At 67.9% G+C, this 26,633-nt stretch carries 23 protein-coding genes; 10 read left to right on the top strand and 13 right to left on the bottom strand.

Annotation, left to right across the window (positions count from 1 at the left end):
* Positions 1-275, top strand: a 275-nt coding sequence (locus ACS5PK_RS20430) for a transposase (RefSeq protein ID WP_439442111.1), incomplete at its 5' end; no start/stop codon positions are given.
* A gap of 322 nt (positions 276-597) precedes the next feature.
* Here ACS5PK_RS20430 and ACS5PK_RS20435 read toward each other — a convergent pair.
* From ACS5PK_RS20435 to dnaA, 5 genes are all read right to left on the bottom strand, one after another.
* Positions 598-951: a HepT-like ribonuclease domain-containing protein gene (locus ACS5PK_RS20435; protein WP_439442112.1), complete on the bottom strand. Its 354-nt coding sequence runs from the start codon at positions 949-951 to the stop codon at positions 598-600.
* Positions 941-1,267: a nucleotidyltransferase family protein gene (locus ACS5PK_RS20440; protein ID WP_439442113.1), complete on the bottom strand. Its 327-nt coding sequence runs from the start codon at positions 1,265-1,267 to the stop codon at positions 941-943. Before ACS5PK_RS20440 ends, ACS5PK_RS20435 begins: the two co-directional genes overlap by 11 nt.
* 31 nt (positions 1,268-1,298) lie before the next feature.
* Positions 1,299-3,860: a DNA topoisomerase (ATP-hydrolyzing) subunit B gene (gyrB, locus tag ACS5PK_RS20445; protein WP_439442114.1), complete on the bottom strand. Its 2,562-nt coding sequence runs from the start codon at positions 3,858-3,860 to the stop codon at positions 1,299-1,301.
* Positions 3,861-3,970: 110 nt separating this feature from the next.
* Positions 3,971-5,095: a DNA polymerase III subunit beta gene (gene dnaN / locus ACS5PK_RS20450; RefSeq protein WP_439442115.1), complete on the bottom strand. Its 1,125-nt coding sequence runs from the start codon at positions 5,093-5,095 to the stop codon at positions 3,971-3,973.
* 310 nt (positions 5,096-5,405) lie between these two features.
* A complete protein-coding gene (dnaA, locus tag ACS5PK_RS20455) occupies positions 5,406-6,890 on the bottom strand; it encodes a chromosomal replication initiator protein DnaA (protein ID WP_439442116.1) in 1,485 nt (494 codons plus the stop codon).
* Between the two features lie 486 nt (positions 6,891-7,376).
* Between dnaA and rpmH the strand changes: the two genes are divergently transcribed.
* The 5 genes from rpmH (at position 7,377) to mnmE (ending at position 11,752) form a co-directional block, all read left to right on the top strand.
* Positions 7,377-7,511, top strand: coding sequence for a 50S ribosomal protein L34 (gene rpmH / locus ACS5PK_RS20460; RefSeq protein ID WP_183106475.1), 135 nt, complete (start codon positions 7,377-7,379; stop codon positions 7,509-7,511).
* A gap of 18 nt (positions 7,512-7,529) precedes the next feature.
* Entirely contained in the window at positions 7,530-8,054 is a 525-nt protein-coding gene (locus ACS5PK_RS20465; RefSeq protein WP_439442117.1) for a ribonuclease P protein component, read from the top strand.
* 53 nt (positions 8,055-8,107) lie between these two features.
* A complete protein-coding gene (yidD, locus tag ACS5PK_RS20470) occupies positions 8,108-8,383 on the top strand; it encodes a membrane protein insertion efficiency factor YidD (protein WP_439442118.1) in 276 nt (91 codons plus the stop codon).
* Complete coding sequence (gene yidC, locus ACS5PK_RS20475) at positions 8,380-10,092, top strand: membrane protein insertase YidC (protein ID WP_439442119.1); 1,713 nt, start codon at positions 8,380-8,382, stop codon at positions 10,090-10,092. The genes yidD and yidC overlap by 4 nt, the downstream gene beginning before the upstream one ends.
* 253 nt (positions 10,093-10,345) lie before the next feature.
* Positions 10,346-11,752, top strand: a complete 1,407-nt coding sequence (gene mnmE / locus ACS5PK_RS20480; protein ID WP_439442120.1) for a tRNA uridine-5-carboxymethylaminomethyl(34) synthesis GTPase MnmE — start codon at positions 10,346-10,348, stop codon at positions 11,750-11,752.
* A 30-nt stretch (positions 11,753-11,782) separates the two neighbouring features.
* On the opposite strand, the gene ACS5PK_RS20485 is transcribed toward mnmE, so the two are convergent.
* Positions 11,783-12,694 carry a dienelactone hydrolase family protein gene (locus tag ACS5PK_RS20485; RefSeq protein ID WP_439442121.1) on the bottom strand — a complete coding sequence of 304 codons (912 nt, stop codon included), beginning with the start codon at positions 12,692-12,694 and terminating at the stop codon, positions 11,783-11,785.
* A gap of 309 nt (positions 12,695-13,003) precedes the next feature.
* Between ACS5PK_RS20485 and ACS5PK_RS20490 the strand changes: the two genes are divergently transcribed.
* Both ACS5PK_RS20490 and ACS5PK_RS20495 read left to right on the top strand, forming a co-directional pair.
* The gene (locus ACS5PK_RS20490) at positions 13,004-15,034 is read left to right on the top strand and encodes a methyl-accepting chemotaxis protein (RefSeq protein WP_439442122.1); all 2,031 of its coding nucleotides are present in this window, start codon (positions 13,004-13,006) and stop codon (positions 15,032-15,034) included.
* A 123-nt stretch (positions 15,035-15,157) separates the two neighbouring features.
* Positions 15,158-16,726: a cytochrome P450 gene (locus tag ACS5PK_RS20495; RefSeq protein ID WP_439442123.1), complete on the top strand. Its 1,569-nt coding sequence runs from the start codon at positions 15,158-15,160 to the stop codon at positions 16,724-16,726.
* A gap of 48 nt (positions 16,727-16,774) precedes the next feature.
* Here the strand turns inward: ACS5PK_RS20495 and ACS5PK_RS20500 are convergent, their stop codons facing one another.
* The 6 genes from ACS5PK_RS20500 to ACS5PK_RS20525 form a co-directional block, all read right to left on the bottom strand.
* The gene (locus tag ACS5PK_RS20500) at positions 16,775-17,320 is read right to left on the bottom strand and encodes an adenine phosphoribosyltransferase (RefSeq protein WP_439442124.1); all 546 of its coding nucleotides are present in this window, start codon (positions 17,318-17,320) and stop codon (positions 16,775-16,777) included.
* An 85-nt stretch (positions 17,321-17,405) separates the two neighbouring features.
* On the bottom strand, positions 17,406-17,801 hold the full coding sequence (locus ACS5PK_RS20505) for a hypothetical protein (protein WP_439442125.1): 396 nt from the start codon (positions 17,799-17,801) through the stop codon (positions 17,406-17,408).
* A gap of 71 nt (positions 17,802-17,872) precedes the next feature.
* Complete coding sequence (locus ACS5PK_RS20510) at positions 17,873-19,426, bottom strand: sensor domain-containing diguanylate cyclase (RefSeq protein WP_439442126.1); 1,554 nt, start codon at positions 19,424-19,426, stop codon at positions 17,873-17,875.
* A 116-nt stretch (positions 19,427-19,542) separates the two neighbouring features.
* Positions 19,543-20,805 (bottom strand): acyl-CoA dehydrogenase family protein, encoded by a 1,263-nt coding sequence (locus ACS5PK_RS20515; RefSeq protein WP_439442127.1) that lies wholly within the window; start codon positions 20,803-20,805, stop codon positions 19,543-19,545.
* A 27-nt stretch (positions 20,806-20,832) separates the two neighbouring features.
* A complete protein-coding gene (locus ACS5PK_RS20520) occupies positions 20,833-21,144 on the bottom strand; it encodes an EthD family reductase (protein WP_439442128.1) in 312 nt (103 codons plus the stop codon).
* Positions 21,141-21,905 carry a histidine phosphatase family protein gene (locus ACS5PK_RS20525; protein ID WP_439442129.1) on the bottom strand — a complete coding sequence of 255 codons (765 nt, stop codon included), beginning with the start codon at positions 21,903-21,905 and terminating at the stop codon, positions 21,141-21,143. The genes ACS5PK_RS20520 and ACS5PK_RS20525 overlap by 4 nt, the downstream gene beginning before the upstream one ends.
* Positions 21,906-21,975: 70 nt before the next feature.
* Here ACS5PK_RS20525 and ACS5PK_RS20530 point away from each other — a divergent pair, with 70 nt between their 5' ends.
* Entirely contained in the window at positions 21,976-23,973 is a 1,998-nt protein-coding gene (locus ACS5PK_RS20530; protein ID WP_439442130.1) for an acyltransferase family protein, read from the top strand.
* Here ACS5PK_RS20530 and ACS5PK_RS20535 read toward each other — a convergent pair.
* The gene (locus ACS5PK_RS20535; protein ID WP_439442131.1) at positions 23,959-25,953 is read right to left on the bottom strand and encodes a cation:proton antiporter domain-containing protein; all 1,995 of its coding nucleotides are present in this window, start codon (positions 25,951-25,953) and stop codon (positions 23,959-23,961) included. The genes ACS5PK_RS20530 and ACS5PK_RS20535 overlap by 15 nt on opposite strands.
* A 91-nt stretch (positions 25,954-26,044) precedes the next feature.
* On the opposite strand from ACS5PK_RS20535, the gene ACS5PK_RS20540 reads away from it, so the two are divergent.
* Positions 26,045-26,368: a hypothetical protein gene (locus ACS5PK_RS20540; RefSeq protein WP_439442132.1), complete on the top strand. Its 324-nt coding sequence runs from the start codon at positions 26,045-26,047 to the stop codon at positions 26,366-26,368.
* The last annotated feature ends 265 nt before the right edge of the window (positions 26,369-26,633 follow it).

Below are 26,633 nucleotides of genomic sequence, written 5' to 3' on the forward strand. Positions count from 1 at the left end.
TTGGGGATCTCATCCAGTTCAAGGGCAGCCGGGGCCATCCTGTGCATCCCTTGCAGACCCGGATGAACCGGGCCATCGCCACGCTGCGCTACAAGGTCGAGCAGGGCTTCGGCACGATGAAGCAGCGCTTCCACTTGGGCCGGGCACGGTGCTTCGGGGCGGCCAAGACGCAGGCGCAGATGGCCTGGGCGGCGCTGGGGCTCAATCTGCTCAAGGCGACGAGGAAGCTGCAGAGCGGGCGGCTGCAGCCGTGTCCGAGCAGTAGTCCGTCTTGAGGGGCCCAAGGGCCTGGGGGAAGGGCTCGAAAGGTCCCAAAACGGGCCCAAAAACTCGAATCCTTTGCACATGCCGAAATCTTCAGCGTGTGGGCCGAGTGGCTGCGCGCGATGGGTTCAGTTGTGCAGCGGTCTCGCAGCGCACGGCCCCGCACCCAGATCCACTCACGAAGTTCAACCTCATTTGCAAGGAGGCAAACATGCAAGGCCCCTTCCCCACCAACGGCCCTCTGCCCACCATGCTGTCGGCCGGGCCCTTCCCTGGCATGCGAGCCCTCAGTCGGGCAACGGATCAAGCCGCAAGGCAGTCGCCCGCAAGCAATCAATCCCCGCCCTCGCCTCCCGGCAACAGCTGCGTCACCCCCGCCAGCAAGGGCGCCAGATCCTGCTCCACCACGCCCCACACCAGCCGATCATTGACCGTGGCATAGGCGTGGATCAGCACATTGCGCAAGGCCACGGCCTTCGCGAGTTCGGGGAGTTGGGCCGCGGTCGCTGGATCCACCTTGCGGAGCTGGTTCAGCGCTTCGCCCACGACCTCCAGTTGCCGCTCCACGGCGGAGCGCAGCAACTCATCAACAAGGTAGTCCTCAAAGCGCTTGCCTTGCACGAAACGCAAGGCGCGCGCCGCCGCCTGCTGCGCATCCCAGAGGTACTTGGCCGAATCAGGCGCCATAGACCAGCACCCGTTCCGCCTCGACACGCTGGCGCAGATAGGGGTTGCGAAGCGCCTCGGGCGTCAACAGGTCCACCGGCCGCTTGAACAGCAGCTCCAGTGCAGTCTTGAGGGCGAAGAAGGCGTCCGAATAGGCCTTCGGGGGCAACGAGGTGTCGAACTCGACCAGGAAGTCCAGGTCGCTGTCCGCAGGACGGAAGTCGGCCCGAGTGGCCGAGCCGAACAGGTGCAGGCGCCGCGCATGGTTGCGGCGGCACAGCTCGGCCACCTGGGCCTGCCGAGCCTGCACCAGGGGAATGAGGGGTGGCGCGCTCATCGTGCTATTCCACCCGCTTCATCCCGGGACGTCAAACGTCGATATTCGCCGCCCGCAACGCATTGGTCTCGATGAAATCGCGCCGCGGCTCAACTTCATCGCCCATCAACATCGTGAACACCCGATCCGCCTCGATCGCATCCTCGATCTGCACCCGCAGCAAGCGGCGCACGGTCGGATCCATGGTGGTCTCCCACAGCTGCTCGGGATTCATCTCCCCCAAGCCCTTGTAGCGCTGGCGGCCCACCGAGTTCTCGGCTTGGGTCATCAGGAAGCCCATGGCGCCGCGGAAATCGGCGACCTTGCTTTCCTTGGCCTTCTCGCCCTCGCCCTTGCGGACCAGGCCGTCAGCCGTCATCAGGCCCTTGAAGGTCTTGCCGGCGGTGGCCAGCACTTCGTAGTCGGCGCCGTGGACGAAGTCCGCGGTGATGACGCTGGAGCGGGTGTTGCCGTGGTGCTTGCGGCTGATGCGAAGGAAGAGTTTGTCGGTACGGGCGTCGTATTCAGCGTTCACCTCGGCCTCGTGCAGGGCGGCCTGCATGTCGCGGGCGGATTGGTCCGCGGCTTCCTTGCTGTCGAGGTTCAGGCTCAAGCCGCCGGCCAGGGCGCGCAGGGCCTCAAAGTCCATCCAGTTGGAGAGGCGGTCAATGACGTTCTCGGCCAGCACGTACTGGCGGGCCAGGGCCTCGAAGGCCTCGCCCTTGAGCACGTCGCCGCGGCCGGTGTGCAGCTCGGCATCGTTGAGGGCCACGCGCAGCAGGAAGGCGTCCAGCTCGTGGCCGTCTTTCAGGTACTGCTCCTGCTTGCCCACCTTCACCTTGTACAGCGGCGGCTGCGCGATGTAGATGTGGCCGCGCTCCACCAGCTCCGGCATCTGGCGGTAGAAGAAGGTCAGCAGCAAGGTGCGGATGTGGGCGCCGTCCACGTCCGCGTCAGTCATGATGATGATGCGGTGGTAGCGGAGCTTGTCCGGGTTGAAGTCGTCGCTGCCGGCGCCGCGGCCGATGCCGGTGCCCAGGGCGGTGATCAGGGTGATGATTTCGTTGGAGGTCAGCAGCTTCTCGTAGCGGGCCTTCTCCACGTTCAGGATCTTGCCGCGCAGGGGCAGGATGGCCTGGAACTTCCGGTCGCGGCCCTGCTTGGCGGAGCCACCTGCGGAGTCACCCTCCACGATGTAGATCTCGCACAGGGCGGGATCCTTTTCCTGGCAGTCGGCCAGCTTGCCGGGCAGGCCCAGGCCGTCCAGCACGCCCTTGCGGCGGGTCATCTCGCGGGCCTTGCGCGCAGCCTCGCGGGCGCGGGCGGCGTCGAGGATCTTGCCGCAGATGATCTTGGCGTCGGTCGGGTTCTCCAGCAGCCAGTCCGTCAGCTTGTTGGCGACGATCTCCTCGACGGGGCCGCGCACTTCGCTGGAAACCAGCTTGTCCTTGGTCTGGCTGCTGAACTTGGGCTCGGGCACCTTGACGGAGACCACGCAGGCCAGGCCTTCGCGCATGTCGTCACCGGCCACCTCGACCTTGGCCTTCTTGGCCAGGTCGTTGTCGGTGATGTACTTGTTCAGCACGCGGGTCATGGCGGCGCGCAGGCCGGTCAGGTGGGTGCCGCCGTCGCGCTGCGGGATGTTGTTTGTGAAGCAGAGCACGTTCTCGTTGAAGCCGTCGTTCCACTGCATGGAGACTTCAACGCCGATATTGGTGCCCTGGTCCGAGGTCTTGTCGCCCTGGGCGTGGAAGATGTTCGGATGCAGGGTGCTCTTGCCCTTGTTGATGAACTCCACGAAGCCGCGCACGCCGCCGGCATAGGCGAAGTTGTCTTCCTTGTTGTTGCGCTCGTCGATCAGGCGGATCTTGACGCCGTTGTTCAGGAAGGAGAGCTCGCGCAGGCGCTTGGCCAGGATGTCGTAGTGGAAGTCGTTGTTCTGCTGGAAGATCTCGGTGTCCGGCAGGAAGTGGACTTCGGTGCCGCGCTTGTCGGTGTCGCCGATCACGCGCATGGGGCTGGTCTCGACGCCGTCCACCACCTCGATCAGGCGGTCCTGCGGGATGCCCTGCTTGAACTCGATCTGGTGGACCTTGCCATCGCGGCGCACCGTCAGGCGCAGCCACTTGGACAGGCCGTTCACGCAGCTCACGCCCACGCCGTGCAGGCCGCCGGAGACCTTGTAGGAGTTCTGGTTGAACTTGCCACCGGCATGCAGCTCGGTCAGGGCGATCTCGGCGGCCGAGCGCTTGGGCTCGTGCTTGTCGTCCATCTTCACGCCGGTGGGGATGCCGCGGCCGTTGTCGATCACCGAGATGGAGTTGTCGGTGTGGATGGTGACGATGATGTCGTCGCAGTGGCCGGCCAGCGATTCGTCGATGGAGTTGTCCACCACCTCGAAGACGAGGTGATGCAGGCCGGTGCCGTCAGAGGTGTCGCCGATGTACATGCCGGGGCGCTTGCGCACGGCTTCCAGGCCCTCGAGGATCTGGATCGAATCGGCCCCGTAGACCGCACCCGAGGCGGCCTCCGCCGAGACGGCGGCCTGCTGCTTGTCGGTCAGGCCTTCGGGATTGCCTTCGGGCTTGTGTTCGTTGCTCGGGACATCACTCATCGGAAACTCTCTCTCACTCGCGGGGTCAGGTCTTGCCAGCCCGCTTCAGAAGTACGGAAGCGGGCTGGATGCTGTGATCCTCGCCCGCTGTCGCTGGTGTCAGGCTGCGATCAGATCCTCATGGGCATCACGACATACTTGAAGCCGGTCTGCTCGGGGATGGTGATCAGGGCACTGGAGGCGCTGTCGTTCAGGTCGATGGAGACCATGTCCTGGCCCATGTTCTGCAGCGCGTCCATCAGGTAGGTCACGTTGAAGCCGGTCTCGATGAGGTCGCCGCCGTAGTCGATCTCGATCTCCTCCTTGGCCTCCTCCTGCTCGGCATTGCTGGAGGCAATGGAGAGCAGGCCCGGCTCGAAGGACAGGCGCACGGCCTTGAACTTCTCGCTGGTCAGGATGGCGGCGCGCTGCAGCGAGGACAGCAGGGGCGCGCGGCCCAGGGTCACGCGGAACTTGTGGTTCTTGGGGATGACGCGGTTGTAGTCGGGGAACTTGCCCTCGACCAGCTTGGTCACGAACTCCATGCCCGAGAAGCTGAACTTGGCCTGGTTGCCGGCGAAGCGCATCTCGATGGGCTGGTCGTCCGAGCCGTCCTTGCCGCCGTCCTTCAGGAGGCGCATCAACTCCAGCACGGTCTTGCGGGGCAGGATGACTTCCTGCTTGGGGATGTCGGTCTCCAACTCGGCCTGTGCAAGGGCCAGGCGATGGCCGTCGGTGGCAACGAGCGTGAGGTTCTTGCCCTCGGCCACGAAGAGGATGCCGTTGAGGTAGTAGCGGATGTCGTGCACCGCCATCGCGAAGTGCACCTGGTTGATCAGGTGCTTGAGCGTCTTCTGGGGCACGCTGAAGGCGGGGCCGAAGTCGGCGGCCTCCTGCACCAGGGGGAAGTCGTCAGCCGGCAGGGTCTGCAGGGTGAAGCGGCTCTTGCCGCCCTGCAGCGTCATTTTGCTGGCGTTGCTGGAAAGGCTTACCGTCTGGTCCGAGGGCATGGAGCGCAGGATGTCGATCAGTTTGCGCGCGCCCACGGTGCTGGAGAAGTTGCCGTCGTCGCCGTCGAACTCGACGGTGGTGCGGACCTGGATCTCGAGGTCGCTGGTGGTGAGCTCTACCTGCGAGCCCTGCTTGCGGATCAGCACATTGGCCAGGATGGGCAGGGTGTGGCGGCGCTCGACGATGCCGGACACGGCCTGCAGGGCACTCAGCACCTTGTCCTGGCTGGCTTTCAACACAATCATGTGAACCTCTCTCCACTTGTTCGGGGCGACCCGCGCTGCCGCCCTCCTGATCCGCCTGGCGCCCCGGGGCCAGACACAAGCAAGACGCGCGCGCGTGAGACAGCGCGCATTGTCACCCAGGAATGGGGCAATTCCCGAAGGGTGAAAACCATGCCTTTGATCTGTTGCAGGGACGACCCGCCCGGAGGCCGAGGGGCGGCGCTGCCAGGCCCTCGGGCTCACCCCCATGAGGAGGCTGAGGCCGGACACCCGCGGACTCCGCTTGTGCCTGCCAAAGGGCCAGGCCGAGACGCACGCAGGGGGCGGGCCTTCAGCCCTTGAGCGTCTGCTCGAGGACGTGCAGCTGCTGGTTCAGCTCGGTGTTCTTCTGGCGCTCGCCACCGATCTTGCGCACGGCGTGCAGCACCGTGGTGTGGTCCCGGCCGCCGAAGAGTTCGCCGATCTCGGGCAGGCTCTTCTGCGTCAGTTCCTTGGCCAGATACATGGCAATCTGGCGCGGCCGGGCGATGCTGGCCGGGCGCTTCTTGCTGTACATGTCGGCGACCTTGATCTTGTAGAAGTCCGCCACCGTCTTCTGGATGTTCTCCACCGAGATCTGTCGGTTCTGGATCGAGAGCAGGTCCTTGAGGGCCTCACGCGCCAGCTGGATGTTGATTTCCTTGTGGCTGAAGCGGCTGTAGGCCAGCACCTTGCGCAGGGCGCCTTCGAGCTCGCGCACATTGGCGCGCACGTTCTTGGCGATGAAGAAGGCGACGTCCTCGGGCATGGGCGCCTGTTCAGCTTCGGCCTTCTTGATCAGGATCGCGACGCGCATCTCCAGCTCGGGCGGCTCGATGGCCACCGTCAGGCCGGCATCGAAGCGGCTGGTCAGGCGCTCGTCGATGTCCACCAGACCCTTCGGATAGGTGTCCGAGGTCATGATGATGTGTGCGCGCTTGGCCAGCAGGGCCTCGAAGGCGTTGAAGAACTCTTCCTGCGTGCGGTCCTTGCCGGCGAAGAACTGCACGTCATCGATGAGCAGCAGGTCCAGGGAGTGGTACTTGGCCTTGAGCTCGTCGAAGGTCTTGCGCTGGTAGTTCTTGACCACGTCCGAGATGAACTGCTCGGCGTGCAGGTACAGCACGCGAGCATCGGGCTTGTCCTTGAGCAAGGCGTTGCCCACGGCGTGGATCAGATGGGTCTTGCCCAGGCCCACGCCGCCGTAGATGAACAGCGGGTTGTACATCTGACCCGGCGCACCAGCCACATGCAGGGCGGCGGTGCGGGCCATCTGATTGGCACGGCCGGGCACCAGGGTGTCGAAGGTCAGCGCGGGGTTGATGCGGTGCCGGGTGTTGGCTGGCGCGGGTGTCGCGCCGGCGTACACCACAGGAGACTGGGCCGAGACCGGCTGCACGGCGGTCAGGCCGTTCACAGCCGGCTGCTCGACAGCCGCCGGGCGATTCACCGGCACCGGCCGCAGGCCGTTGTGCAGCACCTGGCCCACGGCCACGGGCTGGTTGGCCGGCAGGGCCGCGCCCGCACGCGGCACGGCCTCGCGCGGCGCCACGGCCAGCTCCAGCCGCGCGGGGCGGCCGGCCAGCTCACTGAGGATGGATTCGATGCGCCCGGCGTACTGGTTACGGATCCAGTCCAGCTTGAAGCGGTTGGGGACGCGCAGCGACACGGTCACACCCTGCTCGCCGCCATCGGCCACATCAGCCGGGGGCAGGGGGCGGATCCAGGTATTGAATTGTTGTTCAGGCAGCTCGGCGGCCAGACGTTCACAGCCGCGTTGCCAGAGATCTGCGCTCATTGTGGAAAACTTCTTCTTGAGCGGCCGGATTGTACGGATCCACGGCCGCAAAAGACGAGGTTATCCACAGAAATTTTCGTACCCACAGCACCAGAGCACGCCACCCCGACTCAGCCAGTGGAAGTTGACCAGGCGCCAGAAGTTTGGTGTAATCGCGGGCTTTTCCGGACGCCGGATGTATTTGCTTGGGCGCGTGGCTTTCCCTGCTTTGGGGGGCCAAACCCCTGGCGGTAGGTCCACCGCGCCAACAAGGGGCCCTGCCCCGGAACGCTAGCCTGGCTTCTTGCCGGGACTGCCGACCGAGCAGGAACCTGATGTGGGCGCACGCAGCAGCGGCGCCCCGGCGCGGCGCACATCAGCGGTGCGGCAGGCAGACACCTCTCAGGAGATTCCAGGAGGAGAAGGCTTGCAGTTCCGAGATGCTCCCGCATCTTTGATCGGCCCATCAGCTATCGCGTCCACAGACGTCCACAGAGGTTTTCCAACATGAAACGCACCTACCAAGGCTCCAAGACCCGCCGCGCCCGCACCCACGGCTTCCTCGTTCGCATGAAGACCCGCGGTGGCCGTGCCGTGATCCGCGCCCGCCGCGCCAAGGGCCGCAAGCGCCTGGCCGTCTAAGCGAGCCGAGTCAAGACCATGATCGGCCGCATCGAACGATCGGCCGACTTTGAGCGCGTGCTGGGCCAGCCCAGCCGCGTCCGCAGCAAGCACTTTGCTGTGCACCATCTCATGGCCGCGCCCAGCCTGCCCGGACACGGTTTTTCCACAGTGAAAACCGAGTTATCAACAGGCCACTCACCGATTGCCCACAGCCCTGTGGACGAATCGACCTCTTCCGAGGGGGTGAAGCCCGATGTCACTGCCAGCCCGGCAGTGCCTGACGGCCATTGGCTGGGTTGCGTCGTGCCCAAGAGGCATGCGCGCCGCGCCGTGACCCGATCCCTGATCAAGCGCCAGATCCGTGCCGTCTTCGCCGACGTCGCGGGCTTGCTGCCGCCCGGACTCTGGGTGGTTCGCCTGCGCATGCCCGTGGATCGCAAGCAGTTTCCCAGCGCGGCTTCGGAGCCGCTCAAGGCCTTGGTGCGCGAGGAATTGCTGCACCTGCGCGCCAAGCTGTCGCGTTCCGCACCAGCGGACGCAGCCGCCGTGCCCCGGGGCTGAGCCCGCCCCCGCCCGCCATGTCGGCCCGCCGCAGTCCCCTCCAATGGCTCCTGATGGGCCTGATCCGTGCCTACCAGCTGCTGATCAGCTCCTGGATCCAGGCCGGTTGCCGCTACTACCCCAGTTGCTCCGCCTACGGCATGGAAGCCGTGCGCAGGCATGGCGGCATCGCTGGCAGCTATCTGGCCGCGGCGAGAATCCTGCGCTGCAACCCATTCTGTCTGGGCGGCCATGATCCCGTGCCTGACAATCCGCCCCGTCTGTTCTCGCGCCTCGGGCTCGGGGGCAGCACGACACCCTCTTCTTCCAATCCTGAAGCTTCTCCATGACTGATATACGCCGCACCGTGTTGTGGGTGGTATTCACCATGTCGCTCGTCCTGCTCTGGGACGGCTGGCAGAAATACAACGGGCACCCCTCGATGTTCAGCCCTGCGCCGGCCAAGCCCGTCGCCAGCGCAGCACCTGCGCCCGGCAGCGCCGCGTCGGGCAGCCTGCCGACGGCCGGTACCGCCGCCGCGGCGCCCGTCTCGGCAGCGTCCGCAGCCTCGGCCGGCCAGCCCGGCGGCGAGAAATTCGAGATCACGACCGATGTGGTCAAGGCCACCTTCGACACCCGAGGCGGCAGCCTCGTGCGCGTCGAACTGCTCAAGCACCTGACCACCGAGACCCACGGCCTGATGGACCCGCTGATGCGCCTTGTGGGCCTGAAGGCGCCGTCCGGCTTCAAGCCCGAGCCCGTGGTGCTCTTTGACGCCAGCAGCTACCGCCCCGAGTCCGGCCTGATCGGCGTGCCCGGCGCGCCCAACCACTTCACGCTGATGAATGTGGTGGGTGCCGAGCGTCAGCTCAAGGATGGCGCCAGCTCGATGACGGTGCGCTTCGAGTCCCCCGAGCAGGGCGGCCTCAAGCTGGTCAAGACCTACACCTTCAAGCGCAGCGACTACGCCATCGACGTCAAGCACGAGGTGGTCAACACCGGCGCCGCGCCGGTCAGCCCGCAGCTCTATGTTCAGCTGGTGCGTCCGCTGGCGGTGGAGTCCTCGTCCGGCTACATGGCGCCCGCCTCCTTCATCGGCCCGGCCATCTACACGGACAAGAACAAGTTCCAGAAGTTCGAGTTCAAGGACCTGGACAAGGGCAAGGCCGACTACGACAAGCACGCCGATGACGGCTGGGTCGCGATGGTGCAGCACTACTTCACCACCGCATGGCTGCGCAACAGCGCCGGCCCGCGCGAGTTCTTCGTCAAGAAGAACGAGTCAGGCGCCTACAGCGTGGGCCAGGTCTTCCCCCTGCCCGCCATCAACCCCGGCGCCTCGGCCGTGGCAGAGAACCTGCTGTACGCCGGCCCGCAGGAAGAGAACCAGCTGACCGAACTCGCCCCTGGCCTGGAGCGCGTGAAGGACTACGGCATGTTCTACGTGATCGCCAAGCCGCTGTTCTGGCTGCTGGACAAGATCCACGGCATCCTGGGCAACTGGGGCTGGTCCATCGTGGCCCTGGTGGTGCTGCTGAAGATCGCCTTCTTCGGCCTGAATGCCAGCGCCTACCGCTCCATGGCCAAGATGAAGGCCGTGGGTCCGCGCGTCAACGAGCTGCGCGAACGCTACAAGAACGACCCGCAGAAGCAGCAGCAGGAGATGATGCGCATCTACCGCGAGGAAAAGGTCAACCCCCTGGGTTCCTGCCTGCCCATGCTGCTGCAGATGCCCTTCTTCATCGCCCTGTACTGGGTGCTGCAGAGCACGGTCGAGATGCGCAATGCGCCCTGGATCGGCTGGATCACCGACCTTTCCTCGGCCGACCCCTACCTGATCCTGCCCATCCTGATGACGGCATCGAGCCTGCTGCAGGTTGCGCTGAACCCCACGCCGGCCGACCCGACGCAGGCCAAGATGATGTGGATGATGCCGCTGGCGCTGAGCTTCATGTTCTTCTTCTTCCCGGCCGGCCTGGTGCTGTACTGGCTGGTGAACAACCTGCTGTCCATCGCGCAGCAGTGGGTCATCAACAAGCAGATGGGCGTGCAGAGCTGAGTCCTGCGCGAACTTCCGCACAAAGCCCCCGATCGCCCCCGTGATCGGGGGCTTTTTTTCGCCCCTCCCCTCACCTTTAATGGACCTCATGCGGGGCAGCTTGATGCGGCAGGTCCATTCAACCGGGTCGCATCACAGGCCCACCGCGGGGTTCACGAGAACACCCGCGGCCGCCTCCCCCGCGCCATCTTCCACGGCCCCTGGTCATGCGCCCGGGGCCGTTCTCATGGGCGCGGCATAGGACAATGCGCCCATGCTGGCCCGCCACCTCGACCCCATCGCCGCCATCGCCACCGCTCCCGGACGGGGCGCCGTGGGCATCGTCCGCGTCTCGTCCGCGCAAGACCTGACCCCGCTGATCGAGCAGCTCTGCGGCCGGGCCCTGCGCCCGCGCGAGGCGCACTACCTGCCCCTGCGCGCGGCCAATGGCGATGCCATCGACCACGGCCTGGCCCTGCACTTCCCCGCCCCGGCGTCCTACACCGGCGAGCATGTGCTGGAGCTGCAGGCCCACGGCGGCCCGGTGGTGCTGCAGCTGCTGCTGGCGCGCTGCCTGGAGCTGGGCGGGAGCATCGAGGCGCTGAAGCACCTGCGCCTGGCCGAGCCCGGCGAGTTCACCCAGCGGGCCTTCCTCAACGGCAAGCTGGACCTGGCGCAGGCTGAAGCCGTGTCCGACCTCATCGACGCCAGCACCGAGGCCGCGGCCCGCAGCGCCAGCCGCGCACTGTCCGGCGCGCTCTCGACCGAGGTCGGTGAGTTGCGCGACGGCCTGATCAACCTGCGCATGCTGGTCGAGGCCACGCTGGACTTCCCCGAGGAGGAGATCGACTTCCTCCAGCAGGCCGACGCCCTGGGCAAGCTGCGCCGCATCCAGGCCCGACTGGACGGCGTGCTGGACCGCACCCGCCAGGGCGCCCTGCTGCGGGAGGGCATCAAGGTGGTGCTGGCCGGCCAGCCGAATGTGGGCAAGAGCTCCCTGCTCAACGCGCTGGCCGGCGCCGAGCTGGCCATCGTCACGCCCATTCCCGGCACCACGCGCGACAAGGTCAGCCAGACCATACAAATCGAGGGCGTGCCCCTGCACATCACCGACACCGCCGGCCTGCGCGAGACCTCCGACGAAGTCGAACGCATCGGCGTGGCCCGCAGCTGGGACGCCATCGCCGATGCCGACGTGGTGCTCTTCCTGCACGACCTCACCCGCATGGGCGAGGCCGGCTACGAGGCCGGCGATGCCGAGATCCGCGAACGCCTCGCCCTGGTCGAACCGTCGCGGCTGCTGCAGGTCTACAACAAGGCCGATGCCGGCGCGGACGCCCGCAGCAAGCAAGACCTGACCCTGCCGCCGGACGCCGTGCAGCTGTCCGCCAAGACGGGCGCCGGCCTGGCCGATCTGCGCCGCGCCCTGCTGGCGCATGCCGGCTGGCATGCCGTGCCGGAGGGCCTGTTCATCGCCCGCGAGCGGCACGTCCAGGCCCTGCGCCGCACGGCCGAGCATCTGGCGCTGGCCCTGGCCCAGGTCGAGGTGCAGCCGCCTGCGCTGGACCTCATGGCCGAGGAGCTGCGCCTGGCCCACGACGCCCTGGGCGAGATCACCGGCGCCTTCTCGGCGGACGATCTGCTGGGGGAAATCTTCAGCCGCTTCTGCATCGGCAAGTAAAGGGCCGGCGAGCCTTGCGCCCTGCCACCCTCACCCCAGCCGGCTCCTGAAGAACGCCAGCGTCCGCGACCAGGCCAGCTCGGCGGCCTTGGGGTCGAAGCGCGGCGTGGTGTCGTTGTTGAAGCCGTGCTGCGTGCCTTCGTAGACATGGGCCTCGTAGCGCACACCGGCCGCCTTCAGCGCCGCTTCGTAGCGCGGCCAGCCGGCATTGATGCGCTCGTCCTGGCCGGCATAGTGGATCAGCAGCTCGGCCTTGATACGGGGCACGTCCTCCACCGGCGGCTGGCTGCCGTAGAAGGGCACGGCGGCACGCAGCGCCGGCAGCTGGGTCGCCAGGTAGTTGGAGATGCTGCCGCCGAAGCAGAAACCCACCACGCCCAGCCGGCCGTTGCTCTCGGACAGGCCCTTCAGCGCCAGAGCGGCGGCAACGAAGTCGGCGCGCACCTTGGCGGGGTCGAGCTTGGGGAAGAGTTCGCGGGCCTTGTCCTCGTCGCCGGGATAGCCGCCCAGGCTGTGCAGGGCGTCGGGGGCATAGGCCAGGAAGCCCTCGAGCGCGAGGCGGCGGGCGATGTCCTCGATATGCGGATTCAGGCCGCGGTTCTCATGCACCACCAGCACGGTCGGCAGCGGGCCGCGGGCCTGGGCCGGCGCCGCCAGGAGGCCGCGCACCGTGCCATTGCCGCTCGGTGAGTCGATGCTCAGCCAGCGCGTGCGCAGGCGTGCATCGTCGGGCTTCACCTGCTGAGCAGAGGCGAAGCGCGGGCTGAGCGCCGCCAGCGTCGCCGCGGCGGCGGCCGAGCTGCCCAGCAGGCGCTGGGCAGCCTCTAGGAACTCGCGGCGGCTTGCGTCGCCATGCACATAGCGGTCGAACAGGCGAAGGATGGCAGGGCTGAAGTCCTCAGCGTTCAGGCGCTGCGGGGTGGCGGCTTGGGAAGCGGTCATTCAGGGCTCCAGAAGTGGGCCGGCGGGTACCAATGCCCGGATGGCGAGGCTGGCCAGCCTAAGGTCAGGCGCCCTGCCCGCCAAGCGTGAAAAACGCGGATCGATGTGCCCCCCCGCCCCTCACGCAAAAGGTCTGGCCAAGGCGGCAGTACTACCGCAATCGCCCAGCAGCGCCTTCGCTCGCTTGAGATGCATCAAATACGCCACAGCCTGCCTGCCGTGCAATGCTAGGTGTAAGCAACCGTTTGCAAAGTGGCCAGCATTCACCCGGCGCCGCAGAAGCAGGCTGGACATCGCACAGGAGCAGTCATGGCATTGAAGGCAATCCCACCTTCCTCCCCGCATAGCCGCCACCGCGAAGGCGGCTTTTTCTCCTTCCACGGGCTGTGGGCCCCGGGCATCCGCCTGTTCCGTGAGTTGCGCTTCACGCTCAAGGCCCTGATCCTCTCGGCCCTGATGCTGCTGCCGGCATCGGCCCTGCTGCTGTGGCAGCTGCAGGCGCAATCGGACGCCGCCCTGCAGGACCGCAAGAACGCCACCCGCCAGCATGTGGAGGTGGCTCGCAGCGTGCTGCAATGGATGCACAAGCAGGAGCAGGAGGGCAAGCTGAGCCGCGAGGCGGCCCAGGCGGCCGCCAAGTCCGCCGTCGCCGCCCTGCGCTACGACAAGGACGAGTACTTCTGGATCAACGACCTGCAGGCCGGCGTGGTGATGCATCCCACCAAGCCCGAGCTGGACGGCAAGGACGGCAGCGGCATCAAGGACCCCAACGGCAAGGCCCTTTTCCTGGCCTTTGCGGCCGAGGCGCGCCAGCACGGCGCCGGCTTCGTCGACTACCAGTGGCCGCGGCCTGGCCAGCAGGAGCCGGTGGACAAGCTCTCCTACGTCAGCAGCTTCGAGCCCTGGGGCTGGGTGATAGGGTCGGGCATCTACGTCGATGAGCTGCGCCAAGCCGCGCGAGCTCGCCTGATGACGAGCGCCTTGATCATGGGCCCGTTCTTGGTGCTGGCCCTCTACCTCTTCATCTGCTTCTACCGCGTGATGGAGGGCGGACTCGCGGAGACCCGCCGCCACCTGCACGCAATGACGCAGGGAGACCTCACCACCGCACCCGAACCCTGGGGCCGCGACGAGGCCGCCGAGCTCATGCTGGACCTGCGCGCCATGCAGGAGTCGCTGGTCCGGATGGTGCAAGGCGTGCGCCAGAGCAGTGACGAGATCCTCAATTCCAGCAGCGAAATCGCCACCGGCGCCATGGACCTGTCCTCCCGCACCGAGCAGACGGCCGCCAACCTCGAGGAAACCGCTGCGGCCATGGAACAGATCAGTGCCACCGTGCGCCAATCCACGGAGCATGCGCAGAGCGCCACCGGCATCGCCTCGCGCAATGCCGAGGTGGCGCGCCATGGCGGCCTGGTGATCGCTCAGATGGTCAGCACCATGCAGGACATCCAGCAGTCCTCGCACCGCATCAACGACATCATTGGCGTGATTGACGGCATCGCCTTCCAGACCAACATCCTCGCCCTCAATGCGGCGGTGGAGGCGGCCCGTGCCGGCGAGCAGGGCCGCGGCTTCGCAGTCGTGGCCTCCGAGGTGCGGGCCCTGGCCCAGCGCAGCGCGACAGCGGCCAAGGAGATCAAGAGCCTGATCACGGCCAGCGTCGAGAAAGTCGAGGGCGGCACGCGCATCGCGGAGAATGCCGGTGAAACCATGGGCAGCGTCGTCAGCGGCGCCGTGCAGATCAACCAACTGCTGCAGCAGATCGCCACCGGCGCGGCCGAGCAGAGCCAGGGCATTGCCCAGGTCGGCCAGGCCGTGCAGGAGCTGGACCGCGCCACGCAGCAGAACGCCGCGATGGTCGAAGAAACCGCAGCCGGAGCTTCGGCCCTCAAGGACGAGGCCAGAGCGCTGTCGCAGGAGGTCGAGAGCTTCCGCCTGCCCGCCGGCGCGCTGACCGAAAGCCTGCGCAACCGCAGGCCTGAGCTGGACATCAACGTCGAGTCCGCGATCGAGGCCCACCGGCAATGGAAGGTCAAGCTGCGCAAGGCCATCGAGCATGCCGAGCAGTTGGACGCCCAGACCATAGGCTGCGACGACCGCTGCGCCCTGGGCCAATGGCTTTACGGCAACGGCCGACAGCGCTTCGGCGGCCAGCCTGGCTTCATGGCGCTGATCGAGCACCACAAGGAATTCCATCAGGCGGCAGGGGCCGTGGCGCGGACCATCAACGCCGGCCGCATGGACGAGGCGCGTGCACTGCTGGGCGCCAACACGGCATTCTCGGCCGCCTCCAACGCCGTGGCACTGGACCTGACGCGGCTCAAGCAGGGCCGCTGAGGCGGCCGCCTGACCGCGGCGGGCGCCTGCATCTCCTTTCATTTGCTCACGGCCTGAGGGTCTGCCCTCGGGCCACTCCTCTGGCGCGCTATTACCATCGCGGCACAAAGAGGGAGAGAGTGAATGAAACCCACCCGTGACGCCACGGACCCCGGTCCGCGACCGGGTCCGGCCGACTTCGGTCGGCCAAGCCCGGCGGCCTGCGCCTACGCACGACCGCCTCAGCCGCTGCGTGAACTCGCCGGCCCACCCGGCTGGCCGCTGCTGGGTCATCTGCCCGTCCTGGACCGCCACCGCCTGCAGCAGCAGCTGGAGGGCTGGGCCGGCACGCACGGCCCCCTGTACCGCCTGCAACTGGGCCGGCGGCCGGTGCTGGTCGTGGCTGACCACCAACTGGCCCAGGACGTGATGCGCAGGCGCCCACGGCATGTGCTGCGCAGCCCCACCACCCGGCGCGTCTGCCAGGAACTGGGCGTGGATGGCCTCTTCATGAGCGAAGGCGAGCGCTGGCAGGCCCTGCGTCGCCTGACGGTGCGGGCCTTCACACCCGAGGTGCTGCGGGGCTTCCATCCCCGCATGCTGCTTATAGGCCAACGCTGGCGCGAGCGTTGGGAGCAGGCCCTGCGGTCAGGCCGGCAGCCTGAACTCGCCCGAGACCTGCCGCGCTTCTCCCTGGAGGTGGGCGTGGCACTGGTCATGGGCGTGGACCTGGGGGCTGACGACGGCATGAAGGATGCCCCACAGCATCGCCTGGACAAGGGCGCCCCCCCGCTCAGGCATGAAGGCCCTGCGCAGTCCAGCGCCGGCAGCCATCAGCTGCAGTCGGACATTGAATTCCTGATCGGCCAGGTCTGGCGGCGCATCAACACGACGCTGCCGCTGTGGCGCTGGTTCAAGACCGCCCCGGAACGCGCCGTGGATGCAGCCATCACACGCGTGCGCCTGGCCCTGCTGCCCCTCATCGAACAGGCCCGCGCCCACCGTGCGGCCCACCCGACGGCCGCGCCGCGCCATCTGCTGGACGCCCTGCTGATCGCCCAGGACCAGCCCGAGGCCGGTGAGCACCCCGTCGAGCTGAGCGACGAACAGCTGGTGCGCCTGCTGACCGAGCTGGTCTTCGCCGGCGAAGACACCAGCGCCCATTCCCTTGCCTGGCTGCTGACCCTGGCAAGCCGCCACCCCGGGGCCTGGCAGCAGTTGCAGACCGAGATCGCCCAGTCCTGCCCGCCCGAAGGCCCCGACTACGACAGCCTGCGTCGCCTGCCCTACGCCGAGGCCCTGATCCAGGAATCGCAGCGCCTGCGACCGGTCATCAGCCTGCTGATGTTCCAGTCTGCCGAGGATCAGGTGGTGGGCGGCGTGCTGGTGCCCCGGGGCGCGGGCCTGATGACGCTCAACCGCTACAGTGCCCTCAGGCACGGCCCCGAGGACCGCCACGAGTTCCGCCCTGAACGCTGGCTGGCCCTGGACGGCCAGACGCCCTGCGCCTCCTCCATGCCCTTCGGCGCGGGCGCACGCACCTGCCCGGGCCGCTATGCCGCCCTGCTGCAGATGAAGACCTTGCTGGCCCTGATGGCACCGGCCCTGGACCTGCTGCCCTGTCAGGCGCCGCTGCCTGACGAGGTGCTGGAGGTGACCCTGAGGCCCGCTGCGCTGGACCTGCGCTGGAAGCTGCGCGGCGCCACGGCCTGAGCCGCACGGTGCCGCATCGACAAGCCGTTGCCTGCCCCGCGGAACGGCTTAGTGCCCCTCGAAGCTCACCAGCGTATGCAGGGGCAGCCCCGCCGCGCGGATGCGATCGGAGCCGCCCAGCTCGGGCAGGTCCACGATGGCCGCGCCCTCAATCACCTGCGCGCCCAGGCGCTGCAGCAGGCGCAGGCCGGCCAGCATGGTGCCGCCGGTGGCGATGAGGTCGTCGATCAGCACCACGCGGTCCTGAGGGCCAAGCGCATCGGTGTGGATCTCCACTGTGGCGCTGCCGTACTCCAGCTCGTAGCTCTCCTGCACCGTGGTGAAGGGCAGCTTGCCTTTCTTGCGTATGGGCACGAAGCCGATGTTGAGCTCATAGGCCAGCACCGAGCCGATGATGAAGCCCCGCGCATCCAGGCCCGCGATGGCCGTGGGCCGGGCATCGAAATAGCGGTGCACGAACTGGTCGATCAGCACCCGGAAGGCCTTGGGGCTGGACAGCAGGGGTGTGATGTCCCGGAACTGCACGCCCGCGCTGGGCCAGTCGGGCACGGTGCGGATCTGCTGGCGGATGAAGTCGAGGTCACTGTGGCTCATGAGGCCGGATTGTGCCCAGGCCTGCGGCTGGGCTCCACCTGGGCTCTACTTTGTGCCAGGCAGCGGCGGCATGCCCTCCAGCAGTTCACGGGCGCGCGCCTCGGCCCTCTGCTCCTCTGTCGGACTGACTTGAATCAGAAAGCTCCCCGCCGGCCGGTTGAGCGTCCGCCCTGTGGGGGCAAGCGGCGACACCATCAAAGCAGTCAAGAATGTCCTTCAGACGCTTTCTGTCCTGCTCGGCCTGATCCACGAAGGCGTTGAAGAAGCCGCAAGGCCCATTGGCTCCCTCCCAGCTGAACACAGCCACGCCCGGCAGCAGCAGGCTGGCGCCGCCCGCGTCGCCCCCAAGCAGGGCTTGCTGACGAGGACCAGAAGCAACATGCGTGCCTTCAACGCCATCGCGCACTACGAGTTGAGGGGTCACGGGGGTGCAGTCCACACCGGCTGATGCCGCAGACGCCACCACGGTCAGCACCGCCATCGCCATCATCCTTTTTCATAGCTTCTCCCCGAATGAATCAGGAATATGCCAACCGCAATACTGAGTGCCCATTACGCCGCCTTGCCGTCACTCACCAGCCTCGCCCGCCCATTGCGCTTGGCCGCATACAACGCCGCATCCGCCAGCTCGACCAGCAGGCCGCCGTCCTCGCCAGCCTGGGCCACGCGCGTGGCGTGGCCGATGCTGAGGGTCACGCCGCTGCGCAAGGGGCTGGCACCGTGGGGGATGGCGGCCAGGCGCAAGCTGTCCAGGCAGCGCTGGGCGATCTGCCGCGCCTCGATGGCGTCCACATCCTCCAGCAGCACCGCGAACTCCTCGCCGCCGTAGCGGCACAGCACGGCCTCGTTGACGCAGGACTGCAGCAGGCTGGCCACGCGGCGCAGGCAGTCGTCGCCGGCAACGTGGCCATGGCAATCGTTGTATTGCTTGAAATGGTCGATATCCAGCAGCAGCAGGGACACGGGCTGCTGGTGATGCAAGCTGCGCTGCCAGGCCTGGCGCAGCAGCTCATCGAAGAGGCGGCGGTTGCCGACGCGGGTGAGGCCATCGGTGGTGGTCTGGCGGGCCAGCAGCTCGTTGGCATGGCGCAGGCGCAGCTCCTGGCGCTTGCGCTCCGTGAAGTCCGCGATGATGCAGACGAAGAGATGCGTGGTCGCCGTCTTCACCTCGGCCACATTGAGCTGCAGGGCCAGGCCGGTGCCGCCGCGGTGGCGGCCGCTCATCTCATGCTGCCGCCCCAGCAGCAGCTGCGGCTGCAGGCGGGACTCGCCGCGCTCGCTGCTGTCCAGCACCATGCTCAGGTGCGCCCCCTGCAGCTCAGCAGCCGTGTAGCCGAACAGCGCTTCGCAAGCCGGGTTCACCTCCAGCATGTGGCCATCGGTGTCCAGCGTGATGATGGCATTGCGCGCTGCCTGGATCACGGCCTGCAGATGGGCCTGGCTCGCAGCCAGGCGCTGCTGCTCCTGCACCAGGTCGCTGACATCCATGCGCACGCCAACGATGCCGCCGGAGGCCGTGCGCTGCTCATGGATGCGCAGCCACTTGTTGTCATGCACCCGCTGCAGCAGGGGCTCGATCTGCTGGCCGCGCTGGGCCAGGCGCTCGGCGAGCCAGGCTTCCTCGCGGCCCCGGGCCTCGGGAACACCACCGCTGTAGGCCGAGGCCCGCGCCATCTCCTGAAAGCTGGCGCCGCGGTCGAAGGCCCCCCACATGTGCGGATAGATCTCGATCAGCTTGCGGTTGTAGGCGACCAGACGGTCGTCGGCATCGAAGATCTCGACGCTGGCCGGCAGCGCATCGATGGCCTCCTCCAACTGGTCATAGGCGCGTTGGATCTGGTGACGCCCCTGCGCCAGCATCAGCAGGCCCAGCACGGCGGCCAGCAAACCCGGCACCATGCCGGCGATGGCCCAGCCCAGCACCGGCTCGCCCTGCGACTGCGCATGCAGCCCCCCAGCAAAGCAAGCCAGCTGCATCAGCAGGCAGGCCAGCAGCAGCACGGCCATGCCCTTCTTCATCAGCAAGTCCTGGGTCCCGCGCAAGGCGGCATGCCAGCGCATCCGCTGGCGGCGGCGCAGGGTGGCGGTGGCGGGGCGGCTGGACATGGGGCGTGAGGCGGCCGAAGCAGAGATCCGGGCAAAGCCGGCATCCTAGGGACAAGCCCTGCCGCTGCCCAGGCGTGCAAGTCCCGAGCACGCCCCCAACCTTAGGGGGATGGCGCTCAGGCGCCGCGCGTCACCGGCATCGCGATCTTGTCGGAAGGGAGCTTCATGTGCCGGGCCAGTTCCAGCTTGGCCAGGGCGTTGCGATGGACCTCGTCCGGTCCGTCCGCGAAGCGCAGGGTGCGCTGATGGGCCCACATCATGGCCAGCGGCGTGTCATCGGACACGCCCATGCCGCCATGGACCTGGATGGCCCAGTCGATCACCTTGAGCGCCATATTGGGCGCCACGATCTTGATCATCGCGATCTCGGCCTTGGCGACCTTGTTGCCAACGGTGTCCATCATGTAGGCCGCCTTGAGCGTCAGCAGGCGCGCCTGCTCGATCAGGCAGCGGGCTTCGGCGATGCGCTCCTGTGTCACCGTCTGCTGCGACAGGGTCTTGCCGAAGGCTACACGGGCGATGGCGCGCTGGCACATGAGCTCCAGCGCCCGCTCCGCCGCCCCGATGGAACGCATGCAGTGGTGGATGCGGCCCGGCCCCAAGCGGCCCTGGGCGATCTCGAAGCCGCGCCCCTCGCCCAGCAGGATGCTGGACACCGGCACACGCACATCCTTCAGCTCGATCTCCATGTGGCCATGCGGCGCATCGTCATAGCCGAAAACCGGCAGGGCCCGCTTGACGGTGACGCCCGGCGTGTCTGCCGGCACCAGCACCATGGACTGCTGCTCATGGCGGCCAGCCTCCGGGTCGGTCTTGCCCATCACGATGTAGAGCATGCAGCGCGGATCACCAGCGCCGCTGGACCACCATTTGGTGCCGTTGATCACGTACTCATCGCCCTGGCGCTCGATGCGGCATCGGATATTGGTGGCATCGGAGGAAGCCACCTCGGGCTCGGTCATCAGAAAGGCCGAGCGGATCTCGCCGCGCAGCAGGGGCTCCAGCCAGCGGTCCTTCTGGGCCTCACTGCCGTAGCGCTCGATGGTCTCCATATTGCCGGTATCGGGCGCGGAGCAGTTGAAGACCTCGGGGGCCCAGGACACGCGGCCCATGATCTCGCACAGGGGCGCGTACTCGAGGTTGGAGAGTCCTTCCGGTGCACGGGCCGACTGCGGCAGGAACAGGTTCCATAAGCCGGCCTCGCGAGCCAGGGGCTTGAGCTCCTCGATGAGGCGCGTGGGCACCCAGGCATTGCCGGCTCGGCGGTTGGCCTCCACCTCCTCGTGGAAGCGGCGCTCATTGGGGTAGATGTGCTGGTCGAAGAAGGCCAGCAGGCGCTCGCGATAGGCCTGGACCTTGGGGCTGTAGTCGAAATTCATGTCGGATCCTCAGGAAAGGCTGGGGTATCAGACCAGCAGCTCGCACAGGTGGATCTGCGGCTGCAGGCTGGAGTAGCGGCTCACATGCGCAGCCAGCGCGGGGCCGGCGGCGGCGAGTGCGGACTGGGCGCTGGGCAGGTCGGAAAAATCCGCAAAGGTGGCAGCAATCAGCTCGCCAGGGCGGGGCGGGGCTGCGCCCAGGAAGCGGGCCAGCTCCAGGCGCTGCAGGCCCAGGGGCGTGAGCAGGCGACGGGCCAGAGCCGCATGCTCGGCGGCATAGCAGGCCGCGTCGAAGCGGGCACCTTCGGCCCAGTGGTAGAGACCCATCACTCGGATCATGCTTGCTCCTCGGTTGGCGGTTCCTTCGGGTGGCGAACGGCACGGTACTGCAGGTACTGGTTCAGCAGATGTTCCATGGTGGTCAGGCGATCCTCGTGCCGCAGACCATCCAGCGGCGCGAGGTTCAGGCCGCGCAGCACCCAGTCGCCAGGGGCCTGGCCCAGGTCGATCACATTGAGACAAGCCGGGCTCTGCATCAGGCTGCCGTAGAGCAGGCGCTGGCCGCCGCTGAGGGCATGGGACAGCAGGGCCGCGTTGACCACGCCGTGCAGCACCAGCAGGGCGCTGTCCCAGTGCGGGTCGGCGCGCAGGCGCTGCAGGGCCGGCAGGACGCGGTCCAGGAACTCGCCGACGGACTCACCCTGCAGGAAGCGCTGGCCTTCGGGCACCTGGCCCTGGTGCAGGCCGCAGAATGCCTGCCGCAGGGCCGCAGGCGGAATCTCCGACAGGCGGCCGCCGCGGATCTCCTCCCACTCGGGCCAGACCTCGGGGCGCAGGGACTCGTGTCCGGAAGCGGCCAGCACCAGGGCCGCGGTTTGCGCAGTGCGCGGCAGGCCGGAGATGATGACCCGGTCCAGGCGCACGCCCTGCTCGCGCAGATAGGCCCCGGCAGCCCGTGCCTGGGCCTGGCCATGCGCGGTCAGGCCCACCTGCTCGGGCAGGACCGGGCGACCCGTCACGTCGTTGAAGTAGCAGACCTCGCCATGGCGCATCAGGTAGAGGCGCCGACGTCGGCCCTGGAGACTCGGGGCATGGGACATGCACGCAGTGTGACCCAGCGCCGTGGGGGCGGCTGTCGCGCAGGCGGCAGGCACGACAATGCGGCCCGACATGAGTTCACCCAACCCCGTCTCCTTGGCGACACCCCAGCCTCTGCGCTGGGACATCCAGGCCCTGCGCGGCCTGGCCGTCGCCTGGGTGCTGATGCACCATGCCCAGCTGCCCGGCATCCCCGGCGGCTACCTGGGCGTGGACATCTTCTTCGTGATCTCGGGCTACCTGATCACGGGCCTGGTGCAGCGTGCCCTGCTGGCGGGGCAGTTCAGCTTCCGAGACTTCTATGCCAGGCGCGCACGCCGGCTGCTGCCCGCGGCCTATGTCACGCTGGCGCTGACCCTGCTGGCCAGCCCCTGGCTGCAGAATGCCCGCGAGCAACTGGACCTGGCCGCGCAGGCCCGTGGTGCCCTGCTCTTTGCCAGCAACTGGGTGCTGTGGCAGCAGAGCGGCTACTTCCAGGGCGCCGCCGAGCTCAAGCCGCTGCTGCATTTCTGGTCCCTGTCACTGGAGGAGCAGTACTACCTGCTGTTGCCGGCCCTTCTGTGGCTCACCCCACCGCGCTGGCGGCGCCTGGCGGTGGGCGTGCTCGGGCTGGCCAGCCTGGCTCTGTGCGTGTACTGGCTGTCCCGCGACGCCAGCCTGGCCTTCTATGCACTGCCCAGCCGCGCCTGGGAGCTGGGCCTGGGCTCGCTGGTGGCGCTGTGGCCGCGTCCAGGGCCTGTGCCTGCGGCCCTGCGCGCGGGTGCCGTGATCGCCCTGCTGACCCTGCCCCTGCTGGAGCAGCCCGGCTGGCCGCATCCCGGACCATTGGCCCTCTTCGCCTGCCTGGCCACCGCCTTGCTGGTGCAGCATCCAGCCGACCAGGAAGCCGCGCCACGCGGGCTGCGCCCCCTGGTCTGGCTGGGCGACCGCAGCTATTCGCTCTACCTCGTGCACTGGCCGCTGATGGCGGCGGTGCACAGCGCCTGGGTCGGGAGCGGCCATGAGGCGCCTGCCGAGCTGACGGCCTGGCGCCTGGCCGCGCTGGCAGCCGCGCTGCCCCTGGCCTGGCTGCTGCACCGCTGGGTGGAGCTGCCCGGCAAGGCGCGCCTGCGGGGCGCGCCGGGATGGATGGCCCTGCTCATCGGCAGCCTCGCCCTGGCCGTGCTGCCCAGCCTCACCCAGCGCTGGGTGCAAGCGCCTGAGGGCCATGACTTTGCCCGGCTCACCCGGCCGAACTACGGCTTCTCCGCCCACTGCGATGCCGAGCAGCCCTTTGCCCCGCACCCACAATGCCAGCGCGGCGCGCATCCCCGCTGGATGGTCTGGGGCGATTCCTATGCCATGCACCTGGTGCCAGGTCTTGCCCGGCACCTGGACGAGCAGGGCGGCCCGGGCCTGATCCAGGCGACCAAATCCTCCTGCGGCCCCTTCCCCGGCCTGGCTCCCTACAAGCCCGAGGCGGCGCCCGGCGCGACCTTCGCCCCGCGCTGGGTGGCGCAGTGCCGCGCCTTCAACGAGGCCGTGCTGGACTGGCTGGCACTGCACCCGGAGGTGCGCACGGTGGTGCTCTCCAGCCTGCTGACCCAGTACCTGGACACGCGGCAGTACAGTCCCCGGCGACTCACGCCGCAAGGCCTGCTGTCCGGGCAGGCCCTGGACGAGGCAGGCCTGCGCCAGGCCCTGCTGGACGATCTGCGGCGCACCACGCAGCACCTGCAGGCCATGGGCCGGCAGGTGCTGCTGGTCGCGCCGCCGCCACGGGCCGGCTTCAATGTCGCGGCCTGCCTGGAACGCCGGGCCCTGGGCCGCTGGACCCTGGGCGCCACGCCGGATTGCCGCATCGATGCCGAGCACCGCGATGCCAGCGCCCAGGCGGTAGAGGCCTGGCTGCGGCAGGCCGGCACGGTGCTTCCCGTGCTGCGCTTCGAGCCCCTGCTGTGCCGCGGCGACCGCTGCGACGTGATGCGGGATGGCGTGATGCTCTACCGCGACCAGGGCCATCTGAGCGAGGACGGGTCGGCCTGGCTCCTGCCCCAGCTGGACTGGCCGGCGCCTTCAGCCGCGCAGTAGCTTTTCCTCGGCCAGGGCCAGGGCCTCGGGCGTGCCGGACAGCACCAGGGTGTCGCCGCCCAGCAGCTCCAGATCGTCCTGCGCCGGCCGCACCGCGCCGCTGGCGCGCCGCACCGAAACCACCTGCACCCCCACGGCCTCCAGTGCCAGCTCTCCCAGGGGCTCGCCGGCATAAGGCGTGGCCACCGGCAGGGTGACGGGGCGCAGGCGAGCCTGCTCGCGCTCCTCGGCGCTGTCGTCGTCGGCGCCATGGAAATAGCCACGCAGCAGGCCGTAGCGGGCATCGCGGGCGTCGCGGGTCAGGCGGATCACGCGCCGCATGGGCACGCCCACGAGCGCCAGGGCATGGCTGGCCAGCATCAGCGAGCCCTCGATGGCCTCGGGCACGACCTCGGTGGCACCGGCGGCGCGCAGCTTCTCCAGGTCGCTGTCGTCGATGGTGCGTACCACCACCGGCACATGGGCCGCATGCTCGCGTACCAGCTGCAGGATCTTCAGCGCCGAAGGCGTGTCGTGGTAGCTGATCACGACCGCGCTGGCGCGGGCCAGGCCGGCAGCCATGAGGCTCTGCACTTTGGCCGCGTCGCCGAAGACCACGCTCTGGCCGGCCGCAGCGGCCTGGCGCACGCGGTCGGGGTCCAGGTCCAGGGCCATGTAGGGGATGTGCTCCGCGTCCAGCAGGCGGGCCAGGTTCTGGCCACTGCGACCGTAGCCGCAGATGATCACGTGGGCATCGGCCTTGATGGACTTCTTGGCAATGGTCGTCAGCTGCACCGACTGCAGCAGCCAGTCGCTGGACGAGAGCTTCATCACAATGCGGTTGCTGTACATCACGACTAGCGGCGTGGCCAGCATGGAGATGACCATGGAGGCCAGCACCGGGCTGACCCACTGGGGCGCAATCAGCTGGTGCTGCGCCCCCAGGCTCAGCAGCACGAAGCCGAACTCCCCCGCCTGCGCCAGGTACAGGCCCGTGCGGATAGCCACCCCCGTCGGCGCCCGGAAGAGCTTGGCCAGCACCGCGATCAGCGTGGCCTTGGCCGCCAGCGGCAGCAAGGTCAGCAGCACGACCAGCGGCCACTGCGCCACCACCGGCCGCCAGTCCAGCTTCATGCCGATGGTGATGAAGAACAGGCCCAGCAGCACGTCGTGGAAGGGACGGATGTCCGTCTCCACCTGGTGCTTGTATTCAGTCTCGGCGATCAGCATGCCGGCCACGAAGGCGCCCAGCGCGAGTGACAGCCCGGCATGCTCTGTCACCCAGGCCAGGCCCAGGGTCACGAGCAGCAGGTTGAGCATGAAGAGCTCTTCGCTCTTGCGCCGCGCCACCAGGGTCAGCCACCATCGCATGGCCTTCTGCCCGCCTGCCAGCAGCACGGCCAGCACGACGGCGGCCTTCAGCCCGGCCCAGGCCAGCGAGACGGCCATGGTGCCGCCATCGCTCTTGAGCGCGGGGATCAGCACCAGCAGCGGCACCACGGCCAGATCCTGGAACAGCAGCACGCCCATCACGCGACGGCCGTGCTCGCTCTCCAGCTCCAGGCGTTCGGCCATGAGCTTCACGACGATGGCGGTGGAGCTCATGGCCATGGCCGCGCCCAGCATCAGCGCGCCCTCCCAGCCCAGGTCCCAGCGGAGGCCCAGCCAGTCGAACAGATGGTCCAGCATCAGGTTGCCGGCGATGGTGCCCAGGATGGTGATCAGCACCTGCAGCAGACCCAGGCCGAAGACCAGGGAGCGCATGCTGCGCAGCTTGGGCAGGTTGAACTCCAGCCCGATCACGAACATCAGGAAGACCACGCCAAACTCGGCCAGGTAACGCACGCCCTCCGAATCGCCGGACAGCGCCATCGCATTGGGTCCGATCAGCACCCCCACGGTCAGGTAGCCCAGCATGGGCGGCAGCTTGAGAGATCGACAGGCGACCACGCCCAGCACGGCGGCCACCAGATACAGCAGGGCGAGGTCCAGCGAACTCATGAGGTCATGGTAATGCCTCCCCCTGCAGCAGCACGGGCCTGCCCGCCCAGGTCAAGACCGGCACGCCGATGGACGGCGGCGCGACGGCAAGGTGCTCAGTCTCACAGCGGACGACGCCCGCCAGGACGCCGAGGAGCTGCTGCGCAACCGCCACCACATCTCCGGCAACAAGAACAGCGACTTCGGCATCACCGACCTCGCCAGCAATGCCGAGACCGGCAGCTCCATCGCCCGCGGCCTCTCGGAGGGACTGGGCATGATCGGCGGCCTCGGCGGCCTCGGCGGCCTGGGACTGGCCGCGCTGGGCGCCGCGGGCATCAATGCCCTGGACAAGGTCGTCGTGCGCCTGTCCACCCAGCACGTGGTGGTGGCCGTGGGCATCGCCAGCCTGGTGGGCCTGATCTTCGGTTACTAGCAGGCTCGGCGGGCGTCGCGGCGGCTGCCCATCGCGTGCCCGCGGCAGGACTGACTTCTGCCCCCGCCAAGCCCAGGAGGCACGAAGGCCGGACGCTGCCCGGCCTTTCGCTTCTGGGTTGGTAGCAGAGCGGTATGGGTAACTACCAGGGCCAGTTTGAGCAAAAATTTGCGCAAACAGGCCATTCGGCGCAAACTTCCACCACCTATGCGTTCGCCGCATAGGCGCATGTGCACTCGGCTTTGGATTCACTGGTCTCGTGATC

The organism is Roseateles sp. DB2, from assembly GCF_051857535.1.
Lineage (GTDB): Bacteria > Pseudomonadota > Gammaproteobacteria > Burkholderiales > Burkholderiaceae_C > Roseateles_B.

Coding starts and splice junctions, on each gene's coding strand:
- mnmE (WP_439442120.1), top strand. CDS start 10,346: ATGCTGGCCCGCCACCTCGACCCCATCGCCGCCATCGCCACCGCTCCC.
- ACS5PK_RS20535 (WP_439442131.1), bottom strand. CDS start 25,953: ATGAGTTCGCTGGACCTCGCCCTGCTGTATCTGGTGGCCGCCGTGCTG.
- yidC (WP_439442119.1), top strand. CDS start 8,380: ATGACTGATATACGCCGCACCGTGTTGTGGGTGGTATTCACCATGTCG.
- rpmH (WP_183106475.1), top strand. CDS start 7,377: ATGAAACGCACCTACCAAGGCTCCAAGACCCGCCGCGCCCGCACCCAC.
- ACS5PK_RS20440 (WP_439442113.1), bottom strand. CDS start 1,267: ATGAGCGCGCCACCCCTCATTCCCCTGGTGCAGGCTCGGCAGGCCCAG.
- gyrB (WP_439442114.1), bottom strand. CDS start 3,860: ATGAGTGATGTCCCGAGCAACGAACACAAGCCCGAAGGCAATCCCGAA.
- ACS5PK_RS20435 (WP_439442112.1), bottom strand. CDS start 951: ATGGCGCCTGATTCGGCCAAGTACCTCTGGGATGCGCAGCAGGCGGCG.
- yidD (WP_439442118.1), top strand. CDS start 8,108: ATGGGCCTGATCCGTGCCTACCAGCTGCTGATCAGCTCCTGGATCCAG.
- ACS5PK_RS20530 (WP_439442130.1), top strand. CDS start 21,976: ATGAGTTCACCCAACCCCGTCTCCTTGGCGACACCCCAGCCTCTGCGC.
- ACS5PK_RS20505 (WP_439442125.1), bottom strand. CDS start 17,801: ATGGCGGTGCTGACCGTGGTGGCGTCTGCGGCATCAGCCGGTGTGGAC.
- ACS5PK_RS20525 (WP_439442129.1), bottom strand. CDS start 21,905: ATGTCCCATGCCCCGAGTCTCCAGGGCCGACGTCGGCGCCTCTACCTG.
- ACS5PK_RS20485 (WP_439442121.1), bottom strand. CDS start 12,694: ATGACCGCTTCCCAAGCCGCCACCCCGCAGCGCCTGAACGCTGAGGAC.
- ACS5PK_RS20495 (WP_439442123.1), top strand. CDS start 15,158: ATGAAACCCACCCGTGACGCCACGGACCCCGGTCCGCGACCGGGTCCG.
- ACS5PK_RS20520 (WP_439442128.1), bottom strand. CDS start 21,144: ATGATCCGAGTGATGGGTCTCTACCACTGGGCCGAAGGTGCCCGCTTC.
- ACS5PK_RS20490 (WP_439442122.1), top strand. CDS start 13,004: ATGGCATTGAAGGCAATCCCACCTTCCTCCCCGCATAGCCGCCACCGC.
- dnaA (WP_439442116.1), bottom strand. CDS start 6,890: ATGAGCGCAGATCTCTGGCAACGCGGCTGTGAACGTCTGGCCGCCGAG.
- ACS5PK_RS20515 (WP_439442127.1), bottom strand. CDS start 20,805: ATGAATTTCGACTACAGCCCCAAGGTCCAGGCCTATCGCGAGCGCCTG.
- ACS5PK_RS20465 (WP_439442117.1), top strand. CDS start 7,530: ATGATCGGCCGCATCGAACGATCGGCCGACTTTGAGCGCGTGCTGGGC.
- dnaN (WP_439442115.1), bottom strand. CDS start 5,095: ATGATTGTGTTGAAAGCCAGCCAGGACAAGGTGCTGAGTGCCCTGCAG.
- ACS5PK_RS20500 (WP_439442124.1), bottom strand. CDS start 17,320: ATGAGCCACAGTGACCTCGACTTCATCCGCCAGCAGATCCGCACCGTG.
- ACS5PK_RS20510 (WP_439442126.1), bottom strand. CDS start 19,426: ATGTCCAGCCGCCCCGCCACCGCCACCCTGCGCCGCCGCCAGCGGATG.